This is a genomic window from Anabaena sp. CCY 9613, assembly GCF_963920895.1.
Classification (GTDB): Bacteria; Cyanobacteriota; Cyanobacteriia; order Cyanobacteriales; family Nostocaceae; genus Cyanocohniella.
Genome location: NZ_CAWUDE010000013.1, coordinates 137,530 through 153,699 on the forward strand (window position 1 = coordinate 137,530; position 16,170 = coordinate 153,699).

18 protein-coding genes are annotated in these 16,170 nt (G+C 39.3%); 8 read left to right on the top strand and 10 right to left on the bottom strand.

All coding sequences use genetic code 11. From position 1 onward, the window contains the following. The first annotated feature begins 35 nt into the window (after window positions 1-35). Window positions 36-659: a Uma2 family endonuclease gene (locus ACM0OT_RS16505; RefSeq protein ID WP_414565473.1), complete on the top strand. Its 624-nt coding sequence runs from the start codon at window positions 36-38 to the stop codon at window positions 657-659. 60 nt (window positions 660-719) lie between these two features. Here the strand turns inward: ACM0OT_RS16505 and ACM0OT_RS16510 are convergent, their stop codons facing one another. Together ACM0OT_RS16510 and ACM0OT_RS16515 are read right to left on the bottom strand one after the other, a co-directional pair. Beyond that, complete coding sequence (locus tag ACM0OT_RS16510; RefSeq protein ID WP_414565474.1) at window positions 720-1,289, bottom strand: HEPN domain-containing protein; 570 nt, start codon at window positions 1,287-1,289, stop codon at window positions 720-722. 5 nt (window positions 1,290-1,294) lie between these two features. After that, window positions 1,295-2,473 carry a DUF262 domain-containing protein gene (locus ACM0OT_RS16515; protein WP_414565476.1) on the bottom strand — a complete coding sequence of 393 codons (1,179 nt, stop codon included), beginning with the start codon at window positions 2,471-2,473 and terminating at the stop codon, window positions 1,295-1,297. A 375-nt stretch (window positions 2,474-2,848) separates the two neighbouring features. On the opposite strand from ACM0OT_RS16515, the gene ACM0OT_RS16520 reads away from it, so the two are divergent. Beyond that, the gene (locus ACM0OT_RS16520) at window positions 2,849-3,892 is read left to right on the top strand and encodes an adenosine deaminase (RefSeq protein ID WP_414565478.1); all 1,044 of its coding nucleotides are present in this window, start codon (window positions 2,849-2,851) and stop codon (window positions 3,890-3,892) included. A 214-nt stretch (window positions 3,893-4,106) separates the two neighbouring features. On the opposite strand, the gene ACM0OT_RS16525 is transcribed toward ACM0OT_RS16520, so the two are convergent. Next, window positions 4,107-4,442 (bottom strand): rhodanese-like domain-containing protein, encoded by a 336-nt coding sequence (locus ACM0OT_RS16525; RefSeq protein ID WP_414542713.1) that lies wholly within the window; start codon window positions 4,440-4,442, stop codon window positions 4,107-4,109. Window positions 4,443-4,592: 150 nt separating this feature from the next. Between ACM0OT_RS16525 and mutL the strand changes: the two genes are divergently transcribed. Continuing rightward, entirely contained in the window at window positions 4,593-6,257 is a 1,665-nt protein-coding gene (gene mutL, locus ACM0OT_RS16530) for a DNA mismatch repair endonuclease MutL (RefSeq protein ID WP_414565480.1), read from the top strand. A 52-nt stretch (window positions 6,258-6,309) separates the two neighbouring features. Beyond that, the gene (gene menH, locus ACM0OT_RS16535) at window positions 6,310-7,122 is read left to right on the top strand and encodes a 2-succinyl-6-hydroxy-2,4-cyclohexadiene-1-carboxylate synthase (RefSeq protein WP_414565481.1); all 813 of its coding nucleotides are present in this window, start codon (window positions 6,310-6,312) and stop codon (window positions 7,120-7,122) included. Between the two features lie 17 nt (window positions 7,123-7,139). Here menH and ACM0OT_RS16540 read toward each other — a convergent pair whose 3' ends face one another. Together ACM0OT_RS16540 and ACM0OT_RS16545 are read right to left on the bottom strand one after the other, a co-directional pair. Next, complete coding sequence (locus ACM0OT_RS16540) at window positions 7,140-7,838, bottom strand: glycoside hydrolase (RefSeq protein WP_414565482.1); 699 nt, start codon at window positions 7,836-7,838, stop codon at window positions 7,140-7,142. Window positions 7,839-7,929: 91 nt separating this feature from the next. Continuing rightward, window positions 7,930-8,589, bottom strand: a complete 660-nt coding sequence (locus ACM0OT_RS16545; protein ID WP_414565484.1) for an NAD(P)H-binding protein — start codon at window positions 8,587-8,589, stop codon at window positions 7,930-7,932. A gap of 181 nt (window positions 8,590-8,770) precedes the next feature. On the opposite strand from ACM0OT_RS16545, the gene ACM0OT_RS16550 reads away from it, so the two are divergent. Then, window positions 8,771-9,454, top strand: a complete 684-nt coding sequence (locus tag ACM0OT_RS16550) for a DUF1997 domain-containing protein (protein ID WP_414565486.1) — start codon at window positions 8,771-8,773, stop codon at window positions 9,452-9,454. A 57-nt stretch (window positions 9,455-9,511) separates the two neighbouring features. Here ACM0OT_RS16550 and ACM0OT_RS16555 read toward each other — a convergent pair whose 3' ends face one another. Then, entirely contained in the window at window positions 9,512-9,982 is a 471-nt protein-coding gene (locus ACM0OT_RS16555) for a DUF4079 domain-containing protein (RefSeq protein WP_414542706.1), read from the bottom strand. Window positions 9,983-10,191: 209 nt separating this feature from the next. Between ACM0OT_RS16555 and ACM0OT_RS16560 the strand changes: the two genes are divergently transcribed. Further along, window positions 10,192-11,472, top strand: a complete 1,281-nt coding sequence (locus ACM0OT_RS16560) for an ankyrin repeat domain-containing protein (protein ID WP_414565488.1) — start codon at window positions 10,192-10,194, stop codon at window positions 11,470-11,472. 432 nt (window positions 11,473-11,904) lie between these two features. On the opposite strand, the gene ACM0OT_RS16565 is transcribed toward ACM0OT_RS16560, so the two are convergent. Further along, window positions 11,905-12,486, bottom strand: a complete 582-nt coding sequence (locus ACM0OT_RS16565) for a TetR/AcrR family transcriptional regulator (protein ID WP_414565490.1) — start codon at window positions 12,484-12,486, stop codon at window positions 11,905-11,907. A 47-nt stretch (window positions 12,487-12,533) separates the two neighbouring features. Here ACM0OT_RS16565 and ACM0OT_RS16570 point away from each other — a divergent pair, with 47 nt between their 5' ends. Both ACM0OT_RS16570 and ACM0OT_RS16575 read left to right on the top strand, forming a co-directional pair. After that, complete coding sequence (locus ACM0OT_RS16570) at window positions 12,534-13,040, top strand: hypothetical protein (RefSeq protein WP_414565492.1); 507 nt, start codon at window positions 12,534-12,536, stop codon at window positions 13,038-13,040. A gap of 3 nt (window positions 13,041-13,043) precedes the next feature. Next, on the top strand, window positions 13,044-13,517 hold the full coding sequence (locus ACM0OT_RS16575) for a cobalamin biosynthesis protein (RefSeq protein ID WP_414565494.1): 474 nt from the start codon (window positions 13,044-13,046) through the stop codon (window positions 13,515-13,517). Here the strand turns inward: ACM0OT_RS16575 and ACM0OT_RS16580 are convergent. The 3 genes from ACM0OT_RS16580 to ACM0OT_RS16590 all read right to left on the bottom strand — a co-directional run bounded on the left by ACM0OT_RS16580 (window position 13,501) and on the right by ACM0OT_RS16590 (window position 16,144). Beyond that, window positions 13,501-13,854, bottom strand: a complete 354-nt coding sequence (locus ACM0OT_RS16580) for a phage holin family protein (RefSeq protein ID WP_414565496.1) — start codon at window positions 13,852-13,854, stop codon at window positions 13,501-13,503. The genes ACM0OT_RS16575 and ACM0OT_RS16580 overlap by 17 nt on opposite strands. Window positions 13,855-13,917: 63 nt before the next feature. Continuing rightward, window positions 13,918-14,760, bottom strand: a complete 843-nt coding sequence (locus ACM0OT_RS16585) for a peptidoglycan-binding domain-containing protein (protein WP_414565498.1) — start codon at window positions 14,758-14,760, stop codon at window positions 13,918-13,920. Window positions 14,761-14,860: 100 nt separating this feature from the next. Then, window positions 14,861-16,144, bottom strand: a complete 1,284-nt coding sequence (locus ACM0OT_RS16590) for a M16 family metallopeptidase (RefSeq protein ID WP_414565500.1) — start codon at window positions 16,142-16,144, stop codon at window positions 14,861-14,863. Window positions 16,145-16,170 lie beyond the last annotated feature (26 nt).

Genomic DNA, 16,170 nt, shown 5'->3' on the forward strand with positions numbered 1-16,170 from the left:
TTCTATCTATAGGAGTTCAGGAGTTAATAATCATTATGATAGCTGTTAAAAATCGAGCAGATAGAGTTGTACTTTACAACATTAGCTGGCAACAATTTGAAAATCTTTTGCAAGATTTGGGAGAAAGTCGTGCAGCCAGAATAGCTTATGATTACGGAACTTTGGAAATCATAACACCTTTACCAGAACACGAATATTATAAAAAAACTATCAGCATTGCTATAGAAGACATAGCTTTAGAATTAGATTTAAAATATGAAAGTTATGGTTCAACTACCTGGAAGAGAGAAAGCCGCATGGCTGGTTTAGAACCAGATGATTGTTTTTATTTCCAAAATGAAGCAGTGATTAGGGGTAGACTAGATTTAGATTTGCGCCAAGACCCGCCTCCAGACTTAGCATTAGAAATTGATGTTACTAGTAAATCTTTAAATCGGTTTCCTATTTATGCGCGGTTGGGTGTTCCTGAACTGTGGTGTTATGACTCTGGAGAATTAAAGATTTATCTGTTGCAAAATGGTGAATACATGGAGTCTGAAACAAGTTTAGTTTTTCCTAGTTTACCAATTGGGGAATTACCAATTTTAATTGAGAAAAATAGAACTGAGGGGAGGAGAGCTATTAGAAAAGCGGTGAAAGAATGGGTGAAGAGTGCTTGAGAAAGTTTTAATAATCAAGTGATTTCTACATAAAGTTCTGATATTTTCATACTTCTATATTTAATAATTTCTTGTTTCCATTTCGTTAGACTTTTCATTAGTATTACTAAATTGATTATCTAAAAAGTCTATAAAAACTAGAGATTTTTGATACATTTGATATATTTCTTCTGCCGTTTTCTCAAGTGGATAATTGGCAAAATTAAGATGAACTAGCTTGTTTCGTGTTTCACCTAATTCCAGAAAGGCTTTAACAGATGTTTTTAAAGCATCATTATCATCTATTTGTCCTTGTAATTTAATTTTAAATTCTTCACCAAAGAGTGAGAAAAACTGATTTGCATTATTACCATTCCATTGAAAATATGTATGGTATTGCCTTTCAATAGCTTTTTTTTTGACAAGAGAAACTATATATTTATCATTTTGAGTTGTTCGTTTAACAAATTCCTGAAGCATATTACAAATTTTTTCCTCAAAATAACTAGCTGCTGATAATAAAAGAGTTTTTTTAAAAATTATATCTAATCGAGCTTTTAGAGATATCTCCTTGCTTTTATCAAGAAAATCTAGTATTTCTTGATTATCTTGATAAATTTTATCAACAATAGTAATAGGTTGTTCTATCATATTATTTATTCTGTTTCTTCAGCCAATATGGACATAGCTCTATATAGCCTTGCTTTTACGTTTGCGGTACTAGCAGTTTGGTTCTGTGTAGCAGTTATGAATTCTGTATCACTTTTTAACCTTTCAATTTGTGTATATTCTAATTTTTTTGTTACAAAACCTTTTTGCTTAAAAGCTGTTGTACAATGAGCAACAAATATGGCTTCAAATATAGATAGATTAAATTTATTTGTAGTTTTTCCATAAAAAGTTTTATCAGGTAATTTTGAACAACTAGACAAAAAAGAAGAGAATAATTTTTCTAGATATTGTATTTGTTCATCTTCCATTTTTTTACAATCGCTTGAGAATTCATTAAGAAACTTCGCCATAGATGATTTATATTGTGGGCCTTTCACCAGCATGGCAAATCCTCTAAGAAGTATCTCTATGTCTTTCATATGTAAATCTGGTTCAACGCCTACTATTTTACGCCACTCAGGAAGTGAATTGAGTCGATATAGCATAGTATAAAAATTGGAATGATAAAGACTTGCTCTAATTTCTTGTGGTTTTAAATTCATTCCGCCAGAATTTAGTCTACTGAATATTTCATATATACATGAATTATCATTTTGAGGAAAATTTTGTTTGATTATTATGTTTCTAATAGTTCTTAGATCGAATGTGATTTTATACTCATCTAACGTAGAATAATTAAGGTTATGCAATTTATTTTGTTGATTTGGCAGCCTTGCTGGTAGTTGCAGGCTAAATTTTGTAAAATACTTATCGTTGTGAATTATATCATCCGGTATTTTACCGTGTTCATCAAATATATGTCGTAGTTCAATTCTTTTTTCATATCTAGGAAACTGTTGTTTTATAAAGTAGTATATAGACATAAGACGCTGCTGCCCATCTATGACGAGAAATCTATTTCTTCCTTCTTCATAAAGAAATATTTGTGGTACGGGAAGTCCAATGATTATTGATTCAATTAACTTGGATGCTCTCTTTATATCCCAAACATAATTTCGCTGAAAACCTGGAATTTTAACTGCCCCTGATTCAATAAAGTCAAACATGGTCTTAATATTGAAATCATTAGGTGATGTAGTTATATCATATTCCTTAATATTAAATAAATCTTCATCTTGACAGTCTTCCTCAAACCAGATTTCACCATTTACTATATTTTTCATTTTATTATCTGTTTGCTAATTTGAAAACATATGATTAATTTAGTATTTATTGTGTAAATTCACAATAAATATAAAAATCAAGATTAGACACGGTAAATTTAACAATTCTCAACTATTGTTAAAATACAGTTACTGAGCATAAATTGTAATACACATGAATCTAATGGCTGTTGCTGCTTATAGACAGGTGAATGACACAATTTTCCTAAGATTCCTTTCTCTATATTCATCTCAGTTTTTTCGTCGGTGATAATCAAATGTATTATGCCCATATCCCATATCAGGGATAACATTGCTGTCCCTTTTTGTAGATCTAAATTTTTTATTTAAAAGTTTTGTTACAATTAATGAAATTTATATTTACAAAATACCATTATGGCATTATATGCTGAGTTACATAGACATCTGGGGGGTTCCGTTGTTCCTCGTGTGTTGTGGCGATACTTTGAGCGCCATGCTACGGATTTAATTACTCGTTTTGCTGAATATTCAGAATTTGAGGACTTTTATACCCGTCCCCGCAATACTTTAGATGAGTATTTAGAATTACACACCTTAGTAGAAAGCGTCCAAACTGTAGAAACCTTACCCTACTTTATTTATCGCTTGTTGAGGGGAGCATATATCTTTGAAAATCTGGCTTACTTGGAACTGCGTTATACGCCTTATTTACGGACACCTGAGCATCTGAGTCAAAGTGAAAGAATTGACAAGATGGCAGAAATTATCGATGTGGTGGGTAAAGCCAGTCACTTGCCAGAATATCCTATTGTTACTAGTCAAATTCTCTGTATGCACTCACGCTTACCTTATGAAGTGAATAAGGCCATTATTGACTTGGCAGCGCAAAATAAACAGTATGTTTGTGGCATAGATGTAGCTGGGGGCGATCGCTACTATGATGAACGATTAGAAGAATGGATCAGCTTGTATGAGTATGGGCGATCGCTTGGCATTAACACAACGGGACACCTTTACGAAACCACAGACGGTTGTTACCCCAAACTGTTACCTTACCTGATGCGGATTGGTCACGGTATTCAAATTCCGCTGTTATCTCCAGAATTACTTCCAGAAGTCGCTAGGCGAGGACAATGCTTGGAAGTTTGTCCCACAACTTACCTAAAAACAGGGACTTTACAAGATATCCGTCAATTGAAATTGGTTTTTGACCGTTGTTTTGAAGCTGGTGTAGATATTGCCATTTGTACTGATAACGCTGGCTTGCATAATATGCGTCTACCGTTTGAGTATGAAAATTTGTTGACTTACGACATTATTAATTTTGCCCAGTTACAAGCTTGTCAAAATGCAGCTTTTCGTCATGCTTTTGCTTGGCCTCACAATCAACCTCCAGCATCTTTATTGAACAAGTTACTTAAACCCGAACTACCTAAGGTTTTGGCAATGACAGATTAGTTTGCAAAAATTAAAGTTTTATTTTGTGGGGTGGGAATGCCTATCCCACAATGGAATTTTAGATATTTTATTATTGATGAAAAAGTTTAGAAAGTGCAACAGATAAACTCACTTTTACCATCACTAAATCAAAAATTATAAGTTGTCACAAGTGATGTTGTTAACGCAAAGTAAGCACGGAATCACGCAGAGGTTGTCAAGAAATCGGAAAATATCACGCAGCTACGCCTTCTATTGCACCACCAACTGTTTTCCACGCTGTCAGTCCACCTTTGATTTCAGTGGCGTTAGTAAAGCCTGCTTCGCGTAACTTTTGGGCGGCGTGGGTTGCTTGTGCATCGTTGTCGCCATAGACATAGATATGGCGTTCGGTATGTAGGGAAAATTTAGCGCGTTGTACGAGTTCATTTAAAGGGATTTGGATTGACCCAGTGATGCGACTGTGATTGTAAGTGTGGCGATCGCGCACATCTATGATTGTAAACGCTGGTTGTCCCCATTCCAGACGAGATTTTAGATCATGAACTTCGGTGACTAGATCATTACTCATAAACTTTTCTCGCTCTTTACCTCACAAGCAATCTATCAAGAATATGCTGATGATCTGGCTTTCTTTACAATTAATCAAAATTTCTGTGGAAGTGTAAATAAAAATGCTTATTCTATTTCAGTGATTGGCTACTGGCCTAAACTTTAATTTATGGCATCTACTATTCAAGCTTTACCAACAGAAGTTGTATATCTCATTACAGCTGGAGAGGTTATTGACTCCTTCGCGTCTGTGGTGCGGGAATTGGTAGAAAATTCCCTAGATGCGGGTGCAACCAGGATTATTGTTTCACTTTGGCCGCAGCAGTGGCGTATTCGCGTTGCAGATAACGGTTGCGGAATGGACGAAGATGATTTGCAACAAGCCGCCACCGCCCACAGCACCAGTAAAATTCGCTCTAGTGATGATTTGTGGAAAATTAACAGTTTGGGGTTTCGTGGTGAGGCGTTACACAGTTTAACAACCCTAGCTGAGTTGGAAATTTTGAGTCGTCCACCGGGAGGGAATGTTGGCTGGCGGGTTGTCTATGGTGATAGTGGCCAAGTTTTACAAGTTGAAGCAACTGCGATCGCACCTGGTACAGTGGTCACAGTCTCAAATCTCTTCGGTAATTGTGAACTGCGTCGTCAGGGTTTACCCACAGCCGCACAGCAAATGAGAGGCGTACAATTAGCAATTCAACAAATCGCTTTATGTCATCCTCATGTAACTTGGCAAGTTTGGCAAAATGACCGCCAATGGTTTACCATCTCCCCCGCGGCGACAACAGGACAACTTCTACCGCAAATTCTCACCCAAGTGCGACAAGGCGACTTACAAGAAGTCAAACTAGAACTTCCAAATCCCACTCCCCACTCCCAAATTAATTTAGTCGTCGGTTTACCTGACCGCTGTCACCGCCGTCGTCCTGATTGGGTAAGGGTTGCAATTAACGGACGCATGGTGAAAGTGCCAGAATTAGAGCAAACAATCTTAGCAGCATTTCACAGAACATTACCACGCGATCGCTACCCTGTTTGTTTATTGCATCTTGCCATTTCCCCTGACCAAATCAACTGGAATCGTCATCCCGCCAAAAGCGAAATTTATCTAAATGAAATTGGTTATTGGCAAGAACAAATTACCACAGCTATTGACCAAGCACTTCGTATTAATTCCGTCAATTTTAAAGAATCTGTCCACACAACGCGAGTGAGTAAATTACTCAAAGCCGCAGAAGCCAAAGGCGGTTACAACGTTAATCCTAAAAATTCACCTGAAGATAATAACACTCAGCTATCTCTAAAAGCGATCGCTCAACTTAGCAAAACGTATATAGTAGCTGAACATCCCAGTGGTATGTGGTTAGTAGAACAGCACATTGCCCATGAGCGAGTTTTATATGAGCAAATATGTGATAATTGGCAACTGGTGACTATTGAACCGCCGATCATTCTTTATCAGTTATCATCAGCCCAGGTTTCACAATTACAAACAATTGGTTTAGATATAGAACCATTTGGTGAACAACTTTGGGCAATTCGCACAATACCCGCACCTTTAAAGCAGCGAGATGATTGTGCAGACGCAATTTTAGAACTAAGTTGGGGCGGAGATTTACAAGTAGCCCAAGTAGCCGTTGCTTGTCGCAGTGCCATTCGTAATGGTACACCCATGAACCTAGAAGAAATGCAGACACTTTTAGATCAATGGCAACGGACACGTAATCCCCGCACTTGTCCCCACGGTCGCCCAATTTATTTATCTTTAGAAGAGACATCCTTAGCAAGATTTTTCCGCCGTAATTGGGTAATTGGTAAAAGTCACGGAATTTGATAAATAACCAAAAATTCCCTGAAATCTCCGCATTCTTTTGCGTTTAAAAAAGATGCCTAATAGAACTCACAACCTGCATTATTCTTTAACTAAAAACTCAAATAAACCTTTAATCCTTTTCTTGCACGGCTTCATGGGTAATATTCATGAATTTGACGAAGCCATAGAACTACTAACTGACAAATTTTCTTTTCTCACCCTTGACCTCCCCGGACACGGAAAAACTCAAGTTTTGGGAAATGATGAATATTACACAATGGAAAACACTGCTAATGCTGTAATTAACTTATTAGATGAATTAAAAATCACCCAATGCTACTTAATTGGTTATTCAATGGGTGGAAGATTAGCCTTATATCTGACCTTACATTTTCCCGAACGTTTTACTAAAGTTGTTTTAGAATCAGCTTCCCCAGGTTTAGCAACGGAAATAGAAAGATTAGAAAGACTAAAATGTGATACTCAAATAGCAAGAAAGCTGACAAGAAGTACGACGAAAGAAGATTTCGCAGCGTTTTTAATCAACTGGTATCAGCAGCCAATTTTTGGCACAATTAAAAATCATCCTAAATTTGCAATTATGCTAGAAGGCCGCTTGCAAAATCAGCCCCGTGAATTGGCTAAGTCACTACAATTTATGGGTACTGGTAATCAACCTTCTTTATGGACAAAACTCAAGGAAAATAACCGTCCTTTGTTATTATTAGCTGGGGAATACGACGAAAAATTTATAGTTATTAATCAAGAAATAAATAAAATATGTAAGCTAGCCCAACTAAAAGTAATTAATTATGCTGGGCATAATATTCACTTGGAAAAGACTCAAGAATTTGTGCAAGCTGTGAAGGAGTTTTTGATTCATTAAGTAGCCATCATCAACTGCTAAGGAACTGGCGCCGCATATGCAGAACCTGGATGACTAGCTGCTTTTAATTCTTCTGCCAACATTTTTTCATAAACCTTTGGCAAAGAACTACTAATAGTATTAGTTTCTATCCCGTATCCTAGACTTGTCCAAGTAGGAGACAGCCGCCGTAAAACATCATCTATTTTCCCCTTTTGCAACAGTTGAGAAATATCAGTTCCCCAAACTTTAGTATCACTCAACCAACGGTAAACTACTGCATCTTGATATTGTGCTTCAAAACTATAAGCAGCCCAAAACATCATTGACATGGGAGGATTGGGATGATAGCGAGGTGCTATTTCAAACCAAGTATTATTGATGATTTGATATCTACCAGCGGCTGTAGAACAATTACCCTTGTTTGGCCCTGTGACAATTGTGACGCATATTTCAGGATGACGACTGAGGTCATTTACCTGTTGACCACCATACAACAAAGAATATGGACGATTACCATTGGCCTCACTAGCTGAGATGGTTCGCATCAAAGCACGGATATGAGGATCACCCCCTTGCATCACCAAAGGCGGCTGTTGAACTTTAAATACAGGATCATTAGGCGATCGCAGTGAACCATAAATATACCACTGCAATAAACAGATAAAGCCGATCAGTGCAGCTATGGGGCCAATCAGATTTTCTACGCCCTTGAGTCTAAAGCTTTTCAGAATCAAACTCCTTTAAATTCGCTCTTGACTAACAACAATATTTGACGCACTTATTTCGGCAAAGTTCGCAAAAGTCGTATATTCCCACTCCCTCTTTTCAAGCGACGTTAGCAAATAACTCCCCAAAACTTTTAGCCGGCGCTTCTGGTTTAGCAACAATTTCCACAATTTTATTCCTTGCGGCTGGCTCAAACAGTGACTCTACGCAAACCTGGGCAACTTTTTGGCGAGGAATACTACCATCGAATAATGTATCAGCACCCTGCATGACGATAGAATCGGTATTGTTTTCATTCTTTAAACCACCAGGACGCACTATCGTATAAGTTAAACCACTCTTTTGAATGTATTCTTCTGCTTGCTTTTTCCACACCAAAATCAGCCAAAACAAATTCAAAGGATGGAATAACTGGGAAGTACACAAAGAAGACACTAAGACAAAATGCTCAATACCTTTAGCCTTCGATGCTTCCACTAAATTTTTAGTACCTTCAAAATCTACCTTATAGGGGCCAGTTGGGTCGAAGCTAGGTTTTGCACCTGTAGCGCATAAAACGACAGTACTATCACCTAAAGCAATATTAAGACTTTCTGTTTGTAACACATCGCCCATGACTAACTCAGCTTCAGGAGGTAGAATGGCTCTGGCTTTTTCTACATCCCGCACTAATGCACGCACGGGAATATTCCGTGCTACTAGCTCTTGTACTATGCGGCGACCTGTTTCACCTGTTGCTCCTGCTACAAATGCTTTCATGAAAAACGTTATCCTGGGAAACTAATATGTAATTATTCGGTTCTTTAATTTTAGTGATTTTATGAAGTTCGTGACAGATTTGTGAGGTTTCGGCCAAAATGGCAGTTTATTGCGAAACAACTCCGTCAACCTGGGAATTATTAATTTATAGACAAACGCCAATTTATAGGGGAATGTGTTGATGCTTTCAACAAACGGCGAATATCAATCTTTGGATATAAAAGAAACAGTTTTGCCTGTAGCGTCAAATGTCACAGCAGCCGAAGACACACAGATAGAAGTAACTGTAGGGTCACCAAATAGGTTTTACGGTCGATATAGTGACTCAATGGAAATGTATGCTCCAGCAAACTCAGTTGCTGAGTACCTTGACGCTCACACTTCATGGTTTTCGCGTTGTGCTGAACCGATGAAGGTAGAACCGTTAAATGAAAATGGTTATGCTTTAATAATTGGTCGTTTTGGCTCTTTTGGTTATGATGTGGAACCAAAGATTGGTCTAGAACTTTTACCCCCAGATGAAGGGATTTACCGCATTCGGACTATCCCCATTCCTGATTACCATGCGCCTGGTTATGACGTAGATTATCAGGCTTCCCTACAGTTAATCGAAAATGTGGTCAATGAATCTTCCGCCTGTGGGGGTGAGATAACAGTAGTTGAGTGGGAATTGGATTTGAGTGTTGATATTCACTTTCCTAAATTTATTCAGCGATTACCCAAGTCTTTAATTCAATCTACAGGCGATCGCTTACTTAACCAAATCGTTCGTCAAGTCTCTCGTCGCTTAACTCGCAAAGTCCAAGACGATTTTCATCAATCTTTAGGAATATCCTTTCCTGGTAATTCTAAGAGAAAATGGTAAATCAACAGTCATTAGCCATTAACTAGTACAGCTTGGCTAATGACCAATGACTAATAACTAAGCATTAGTGAGTATTCTTTGGACAATTTGCACACCAGTAATAGCTTGCCAAGTAAAAAGCCCTAAAATGACGAAATTTACGAGAATGTGAGTGGCACGCGCCCAATTTGCTCCTTTTTGCATGAAAGGAGATAAAGCAGCAGAAAATGCAATCAAACCAGTCATCCCCAGTCCGGCTAGCAGATGTGGCCCCACAAATAATTTACCGTTATTGATGTAAGTGACAGCCATCCCACCAATTGCACCTGTCACCATCAAAGCTAACAGTACAGATCCAATTTGGTAGTGTTTGACGTTATATCTACCTTTAATCAATTCTTTTTTTTCTTCCCCTTGAGCGCCTCTGGTACGCTGTACTTGTAGCCCCAAATAGGCAGCGTAAAGTGAGAGTGCTAACAGTCCCCACATAGTCAGTGGGTGAAAAAAGTTCAGCCAATATTTAACTTCAGGTGACAGTTCCAAACTCATTGTGTTCTCGCCCAATTCTTAAATCTTCATAAAAGGTAGTATAACTTTAAGTTCTGTGCTTAAAGTTGCCAGAGGTGAAAGAGGTGGGGAAGAATCAAATCTGGTCTTCTTAATTACGAATTAGTTTCCCCTCTTGCCAAAGTGGTTAAACAATTTCAGACTAAATTTTGGGAATAAACGAACAAAACCTGCTGGTGCGGGACTAATTCATGGCTGAAAATAACGATATCTTGCTGCTGAATGCTGCGAAAAACGGGGATATGAAACGGCTTTGTGGGCTACTAGCTGCTGGTGCTGAGGTAGATTTTGGCGATGGCGATGGTACTACAGCTTTAATGTTTGCGGCTAATTTAGGTTATACCGAAATTGTGCGATCGCTCTTGGATGCTGGCGCAAATATTAATCTACCGAGAAAGCGCTATGGTTTGACGGCTTTAATGTTGGCTGCTAGCGCTAACCAACTTGATATTGTGCAGATGTTAGTATCCAGAGGTGCTGATGTGAATGCCATTAATGAAGATGGTAGTACGGCTTTAATGGCTGCGGCACTGAAAGGTTATGTAGAAGTAGTAAAAGTCTTACTGGCTGCTGGCGCTCAAGTAAATATCCAAGATAACGATGATGATACTGCTTTACAGCTGGCTATTCAACAAGGACATGCAGCAATTGTAGAATTATTACTACAAAATAACGCAGATGTCAATGCCCAAGATGACGAAGGTGAGACGCTGTTGATGATTGCGGCTGACTTGGGAAATTTGGATGTTGTACAGGCATTGCTCACAGCTGGGGCTGACGTGAATCGGAAAAATGATGATGGAAGTACTGCGCTTTCGGCAGCTGTTGCAGCTGGACACAGGGCGATCTCATCTGCTTTACTCGATTACGGTGCGGAAATTAATCTTCAAGACAAAGATGGTGAAACTGCCTTACACTTGGCTGTTGTCGAAGGTTACATAGATATTGTGCAATTGTTACTTGAGCGGGGTGCAAATCCGCAAATTAGCAATCATTTAGGTGATACACCAATACTTGTAGCTGCATTACAGGGACATAGCGAAATCGTGGAAGCACTGCTGCGATGTAGTGACAAGATTCATAGGGGAAGCCTGACTATACCTTTGATATTGGCAATATCCCAGGGATGCATCCAGATAGTTAAAGTATTACTAGACTACGGTGTTGATGCCAATAGTTTAGGCGATGATGGTAAAACAGTTTTAATTAAAGCCGTAGAACGCAATTACACAGGGATTATCCGGTTGTTGTTGGAAAAAGGTGCAAATGTGAATTTTCAGGACGTAGCAGGGGCGACAGCGTTAATGTGGGCAGCTTCTGGAGGCTATAACGCGGCTGTACAGATATTGTTGCAAGCTGGAGCAGATGTCAATGCGAAAAATCGGGGTGGTTATACTGCTTTGATGATTGCAGAATTTAATGGATATAAAGACATAGTGCAAAGACTACAAAAAGCTGGGGCCCAGGAATAAATACTTATGGGCATGGGGCATATTAAAAATTTTCTAAAAACACCTTGACAAGCAATTGAATTAAAGGTATTTACTTAAATACAAAGGAGGTATGCAACACCTAGCCCACAATATGAAGAAAACAAAACTCCGTCGCAACTGTTGTTAGCTGGCTGCGCCGGAGCAAGGAGAAATAGAAACACAAAGGTAGAGCCAGCAAAATTTTTTTGCCTCAAGGATACCAAGACAGCAAAATTCAAGAAGTAAATTTAGCTTTTACTTTTTATCTAGTCTCTACCTCAGCGTTTCCTACTGTGCTAGATGGGTTAAATATATAGTTTTTAGTTTTGGGGAACAGTATTCTAAAGAGCAGTTTCCAGGTATCATCGTGAACGGCTAAGGCAAAAGCCTTAACTAAGCTGGAATTACTAGGGTTTATAGGAAATTTTTACGCTATTTACTAAGTAAAAGACTCAAGGCACGACGAATATATATTTCCCAAGATTCAGTTTTGGGTGGGAAAATTAGTGCATAAAGCATAATCCCACTAATTGCATCAAAAACTAATCCGGGGTCTAAATCTTTGTGAATTTCGTTTCTCGCTTTTGCCCGTTCTAAGACCACAGCGAAAGCTTGTTTTCGGGGTTGTAGGTATTTTTTCCAGTAAATTTGTGCAAACTGAGAACTGTATGATGCACTGCTGATAATCATAGCAACAGTCTGTCTTCCCAAGGGATTAAGCGTGATTTGTGCCGCATTCTCAATTAACGTCTCAATATCACTCCAGAGATTACCTGTATCAGCAATGACAACTTCTTGTCTAATACTTTCAATAGCATCAGCAACAAGTTCCTCTTTGCTGCTGTAGCGTCGATATATAGTTGTTTTACCGACTTTAGCACGAACAGCGATCGCCTCAATACTCATCGCCTCAAAACCAACTTCTGCGAGTAGTTCTAAGGTCGCTTCTAGCATAGCTTGGTGAGACTGAGTACTCCGAGGTCTTCCTGGGGACTTTTTATTGCTGTTATTCATGGGTGATATTATAATTTACGAAACAGTATCGTATCGAAATAAAAATAATGCGCCGATATCCTCACCCTCGCTACATTGATAAAAACAGTAGCCAGACTCTCCGACAAGGATTGGAAGAATACTATACCGTGAATCCACACATCACTGATCCAAGAGAACTGTTACCAGAATTTGCCAAAATTTTATCAGCTCATGATGTGTCACACGTTATTTATGGTTGTGATACAGGAATGTACGACGAACTAAAACTATTACCCCTGAGTTTTTGGACAAGTGACTTTAAATTCAGCGATTACATACAAACAAACAGAGATCCTAAAATCAAGCCAGCGATAGACATCATGTACAAAGACTTGATTAAGCAGCGTGGAGTTTTGTGGTTATACAGTTCTATTGCTTGGGTATTACCTCAACTGCTACCGGAATTAATTATGATATGGGTGAAAACTCGTAGCTCTCGAAATTATTATCCATTTCTTAACTATGAGCATCTTTTGGACGTTTCTCTCTTAGAACTTCGTCAAAAATTTGACCTTTTACCCTTCATTCGATGATTTATGCAGAAACCCAATTTATGGGTAGGAATTGGCTGTCAACAAGGTAGTTCACGGCAATTAATCGCTACAGCCATTGAGGAAGTTTTTCAAGCCAACCAACTTGCAGAAAGTGCGATCGCAGGTATTGCTACTATTGATCAAAAAGCTAGGGAAGTTGGTTTAATCGAACTTTGTCAGTGGCAAAATTGGCCTTTAAAAACCTTTACAGCCGAAATGCTCTCTACAGTTTCCGTACCCAACCCTAGCAAAATCGCTGAACAAGCAGTAGGAACACCGAGCGTGGCTGAGGCTGCGGCTATGCTTGCAGTCTTACAAATTAACAAGCAAGAGTTAAAAATGAGCCTTTCACAGACCCATTTTGCACTACCACAACCCTTATTACCTAAATTATTAGTTACTAAACAAATTTTCCGCTTACCTGGAGAACTAAAAGCAGTGACTTTAGCTGTGGCTTGTTCTACAAAATTGTTCTGAGAAAATAGCTAATTAGGCTAGAAACAATTGTTAATACAATTGAACCGATTAAAGCAGGTAAAAAACCTTGAATTTCAAAACCGTAACCAGGAGTGAGGTTACTTGCTAGCCAAAGAGTTAAAGCATTGATGACAAATGTAAATAAACCAAAGGTAATTAATGTAATGGGAAACGCTAAAATACTTAAAATTGGTCGAATAAAAGCATTGACTAAACCAATAATTGCTACAGCTACTAACGCGGCGATAAAGTTCCGAACAAAGAACCCAGGTACAATGTTGGCAGTTATCAGCAACGCCACCGCAGTCGCCAGCCAAGTTAATAAAAAGTGTTTCATAGTTACTTGAGAAATTAAAAGTTTAAATTACTTGTGACTAATAACAATTAATCATACATAAGCCTATCGTTGACCAGGCGATCGCCGCAAGAGAGCTTCCCAAGTAGCACCACCAGCTACGCCGTCCGGCTCCAAATTATAGCGCTGTTGAGCCGCTTTCACCGCTGCCTCGGTTGAAGGGCCAAAATCACCATCTACACCACCAGTTAAAAAGCCTAGTTGTTGTAGCCGTTCTTGCAGTTTCCTCACTTCCGAGTTACGCATTCCTAAACGTAAAATTGGCCATCCTTGGGCGGTGTACTGCACACCAGGGATTTGTGTAACAGGTGCAGCCGCTGGGCGGGGAGTCGGGGATGCTGCTCGCGTCGCCGTTGCAGTCCTGGGCTGGGGGCTAGGACTTGGTGTGGGAGTAGGAGTAGGTCTAGGAGGGCTGGTTTGGGTCGGTACAGGAAAATTAGCTAAGTTAGGTGCTGGATTTGCTGAAGAGATAGTTGGTGTCACTATTGGTTCCTTGGGGAATAGTCTTTGCCAAGTATCAGCATCAACAATGCCATCTGGATTTAAGCTAACTGCGCGTTTAAATACAGAAACAGCGCTAGCTGTATTTTCGTTGTAAACGCCATTTACTTCACCGGTGTAAAAGCCCAAAAGTTTTAAAGCCGCCTGAAGTTCGGAAACCCTTTCTCCTTGACTACCAAGTTGCAAGGTGGGACGGTTAATCATACCTCCAGGAATTGCTTGGACAATTTTTTGGGGTGGTGTAGTAGCAATTACAGCAGATAAACCAATCAGCACAGACAAAGAAGAAAGCAAGAGTAACCAATACAACTTACCTGCTTGCAAGAATTGAAATGCTTTTGGTGACTTGAAGTAGTTCCAAATACTTGGTCTCAGGCTGCCTTTCATGGAATTTATTCCCAGAATCCTCTGATGCTAATATTACAACTACTTATGTCCAAAAGACAGCTACTGCGATCGCAATTTTACATAGTTTACACAGTTCACTTTACACAAGGGCATTATTAATTGCGGTTTCTTGCCCCACCAACGAAATATAAGGTTCCTGTAAATACTTACAAGCAGCAGCCATCGCATCTTGGACATTTACCGAAGCAATCAATTCTTGAAACACCTGATCAAAATCAATTCCTAAACCCAAAGTTTCATACCAACCGTATATTTGAGCAATTTGTCCGTTAGTTTGTTTACCTAAGGCATACTGTCCCAATATCTTGTTTTTGGCTGCTTGCAGGGCGGTTGCTGATACTTCTGTAGTGCAGAGTAAATCTACTTCTGTACGCAATCCTTCTAGGGCTATGGTGGTGTTTTCTGGTGCAGTACCCATATACACGACAAATGATCCCGGATACTGTCTTGTGGGATAAAATGACGATACTTCGTACGCCAAGCCCCGCTTTTCGCGTAATTCTACAAACAAGCGACTAGACAGCCCATTGCCCAAGTAAGTAGACAGCAATTTCAATGGGGCATATTCTGGAGAACTTACTGATGACCCTAAATAACCCAGCATAACGATAGATTGCTGTGTCTGTATAGGTTTTAGCCGATGCTGTGGTTCCACGCGAATCTCTGGCAACTCTAATAATGGCAAGGCTTGTGAGGGAACTTGCCAATGGCCAAATACTTGTTCTACCAGCGCTATTGCATCTGTTTGGGTGACTCGACCGGCAATACTAATGACTATATTATCTGGACGAAAATAAGTCTGGTGATACTGTATTAAGTCCTCACGAGATAAGCCATTCATCGTGGCTTCATCTCCCAACACTGAAGTTGCATAAGGATGGTTTTGATAAATTACCTCTCGCATTTGGCTAAAAGCAAGGGTAAACGGTTGCTCTTGTTGGGAACGAATATCTTGTAGTGCCAAACGCCGTTCTAATTCTACTTGGAGTTCGGGAAATGTAGGCGATCGCAACATCAGCCCTGCCAATGTTAAAATTTCTGGAAAGTCTGATGTGACTGTCTTCAAGGACATGAGAAAATAATCAGTGGTAGCATCTGTACTCAAACTGGCACCTACCGATTCCACTTGTTCGGCAATTTCTAAGCTCGAAAGTCCCTCACATCCCTTCGTCATTACCGATGACAGCAAATGGGCTAATCCTGCTTTGTCACGTTGTTCATGACAACTACCAGCACGGACAAAAATTCGCGCCGCAATAATATCCGCAACCGGATTTTCTGCTACCAACACAACAATGCCATTATTTAAGACAGTGCGATGTATGGAGGAGTGAGATAAAGAAGGTTTTACAGTTTGAGTCATGAGCGCTCTGATATCGGTTATTAGTT